This window comes from Lactobacillus sp. UMNPBX12, assembly GCF_002553955.1.
In the GTDB taxonomy this organism is placed as follows: domain Bacteria; phylum Bacillota; class Bacilli; order Lactobacillales; family Lactobacillaceae; genus Lactobacillus; species Lactobacillus crispatus.
Genome location: NZ_PCYY01000051.1, coordinates 1 through 2,887, shown reverse-complemented (window position 1 = coordinate 2,887; position 2,887 = coordinate 1). Strand labels below are relative to the sequence as shown.

Annotated in this window: 3 protein-coding genes; all 3 read left to right on the top strand. The window is 32.1% G+C overall.

The window, feature by feature from the left end; genetic code table 11:
* Window positions 1-88 precede the first annotated feature (88 nt).
* Window positions 89-868: a DUF1828 domain-containing protein gene (locus tag CP363_RS10385; RefSeq protein WP_089143113.1), complete on the top strand. Its 780-nt coding sequence runs from the start codon at window positions 89-91 to the stop codon at window positions 866-868.
* A 360-nt stretch (window positions 869-1,228) separates the two neighbouring features.
* Complete coding sequence (locus CP363_RS10380) at window positions 1,229-2,740, top strand: SLAP domain-containing protein (protein WP_233187170.1); 1,512 nt, start codon at window positions 1,229-1,231, stop codon at window positions 2,738-2,740.
* An 8-nt stretch (window positions 2,741-2,748) separates the two neighbouring features.
* Window positions 2,749-2,887 (top strand): MerR family transcriptional regulator (locus tag CP363_RS11155; RefSeq protein WP_143468711.1); only part of this gene is annotated, 139 nt, incomplete at its 3' end.

Sequence of the window (2,887 nt, the reverse complement as noted above, 5' to 3'; positions counted from 1 at the left end):
TAAAGAAATAAATTTAAGGAATCATTCATCCTTACACAAACTATTTTACAGTCTCTTATTTTAAAGAAAGGGGGGAGAACAGTTAAATATGTTTGATGTAGAGAAAATGAAGAAAATATATTTTGACTGGATAGATAAAAAGATTCAATTTGTCCCTTCTAAAAATCAGGATTATATGACTATCACTACACCTTTTTTAGATATGTACAATGATTATATAGAATTAGTGATTGCACAAGGAAATACATCAAAATATATAATTAGTGATGATGGGTATACTATTAATGAGTTAGGGTTATTAGATATTAATTTAAACAGAAAATCTAAACGTAGGAACTACTTTCAATCGATTTTGATTAATTTTGGTGTGAAAAATCAGAATAATGAATTAATAATTGAATTTGATGACTTAGCCCAATTTCCAGATGCACAAAATAGGTTAACTCAATGTATGTTGCAAGCTTTTGATTTATTACAGACTTCTAAAAATAGTGTTATTAAGTATTTTAAAGAAGATGTAACAAATTATTTTATTGATAATAATATTCCAGTAGGAGAAGATTTGAGTTTACTAGGAAAAAGCGGACGGAATTCTAAGTTTGATATTGTGGTTGGACGTACAAGAAAAAAACCGCAACAAGCTATTAAGGTGGTGAATACGCCTATTAATTCTAATATAGCTAACCCTTTATTTAGAATTATTGATGTACGAGAAAGCCAACCTAAAACAGAATTTTCAGTTATTGCGAACAATATTAATAGTCCTGTTTCTAGTGATTTTAAGTCTGCCTTTAAGAACTATAATATTCCTGTTTATTCTTGGTCAGAAAGAGAGCAATGGCTTTCCAAATTTAAATTGGCAATGTGATAGTTGATTAAAGGTGTTGAGCTGAAATTGTAAATAATATTAGTTCTAGCATTAGGCAATATGGAACATTTAGAATAAGAAATAAGCATCACTGCAGTTGATTTGCAGGGATGCTTATTTTGTTTTGGTGAAAAATTGTGTCAATAATTTTTTGAACAAAGTTATTGACAAATTAGCTGAAGAATAATAACATGTTTATACAATTGAAAAGCAGAGATGTTTTTGGATAGATTAGAGACTTGTCTCCTTTCTATTTTTTTATTGATAAAAAGTTCAAGAGGTATACATTGATTTCCTCTTGGACTTTTTTGATGCATTGAATTGCTAAAGATGTTATAAAAATTAGGGTAGGGAATAAAAATGAAAGCATCAAAAAAATTAATTTTAGTATCGGCAGCTACGATAATGTTGACTGTACCTGTTTTAGCAAATAATCATTTGTCTAATCCAGTTGCTGCCGCAAGTCAAGATAATACACAAACTACTAAATTAACGTTCTATATTAACCACAATGCCTATGTTTACAATCATCAAGGTAAGCGTACCAAGAGCAAGATTAAGAAGGGAAAGTTACTAAAGGTGACTATATTGAAGCCTAAGGCAATTACTAACCCAAATCAAAGCAGGTATTTCTTCAATAATGTATTAGCTGGCAAGTATTTTTCGTTACCGACAGTAAGCATCAAGAAGACAGACTTTGTTAATATTGGCAAAAATAAATATATTAAGCCAGGCAACATTGGTAGAATCTCGCCAGGAAAATATCAATATGCGGATCTGTCAACTAAGGAATTTAAGGTAATTACCAAAAAGACTGCTCCAGTAACTAATCAAGTAGGGATGCCAATTGCTGCTCCAATTAAGAAGGGAACTAAGCTTACAGTTGATCAGAATTATTACAATAATGTTGATGGCGCTGATGACTATCTAAGTAATCTCGAGTATTATCGTATTAAAGGTACTAACAAGTGGGTCAATTTACCTGATATCAAAAAGTCAACTCGGATTATGCCAAATAATTTTGTAATAGCGCCTGTTATGGTTAATTATGTAACTGCTGGCAAGTCAGCATATCTTTACAATATTAATGGCGAAATCGTTGACAAGAGTTATTTATTGATTCCAGATGTTAATGTTGGCGTTGATCGAGCTCTTTATATTTGGAACAAGCAAACTAAACAAGCTGATCTATATTATCATCTTACGGCTAACAAAAAATTGGTCTGGGTTCCATCTCTTGATGGAATAGGCAAGACTGGTACTACGATTACCAGCAACGGCTCATATGCTCACCAAACTAAAGATACAGCAAATACTTTTGTTAAAGCTAGTGATGTGACAAGTCAAAATCCAGTTGCATTAAAAGTTGATAATACACCGAGCGAAGCACAAGCAGATGCAAGTCAGGCCACTGTTAGTGACTATGGTGAGTTGCAAGCCTTAGTTGATCGAGCAGGTCAAATTAAAAAATCGACTTTATATCGTTTGACTGAAAAAGCACAGCAAGAAAGATATGATTTGGCCGTTGATAACGCACAAAAGTTATTGACTAACAAGAATACTTCTATTGCGGCAGTTAAGCAGGCTAGTTGGCAAATTAAATACGATCAAAGTAAATTAGACGGACAAAAAGTTTGGGTTAAAAAGATGAATAAACTAACTAAGGCAGAAAAGTCTTGGGTAGTTTCATTGGCTAATTGTGATATCCATGGTGATTTACAAAAAGAATATGCTGGCTTTTATAAAGGTAAAATTGCGGTAGTGACTTATAATAAAAAGACTTTTAAGAGTTTCAACAAGTTTAAAAATATATGTGTAATTGTGTTTCTTAAGTGTTATAAAGTGTGTTATAATCTCGCTACAAGGTGGTGAGATTTTTTATGTCTAGAATTATGTATTTAAAAGAAGCTGCTGCATATCTTGGCAAAGCGCCGTTCACTCTTCAAAGCTGGGATCGAGCTGGAAAATTAAAAGCTCATCGAACAGCTAACAACAGACGATTTTACTATCAATCAGAGC

Bases quoted from the DNA above. Each gene is read 5' to 3' on its own strand.
- CP363_RS10385 (WP_089143113.1), top strand. From the start codon at position 89: ATGTTTGATGTAGAGAAAATGAAGAAAATATATTTTGACTGGATAGAT.
- CP363_RS10380 (WP_233187170.1), top strand. From the start codon at position 1,229: ATGAAAGCATCAAAAAAATTAATTTTAGTATCGGCAGCTACGATAATG.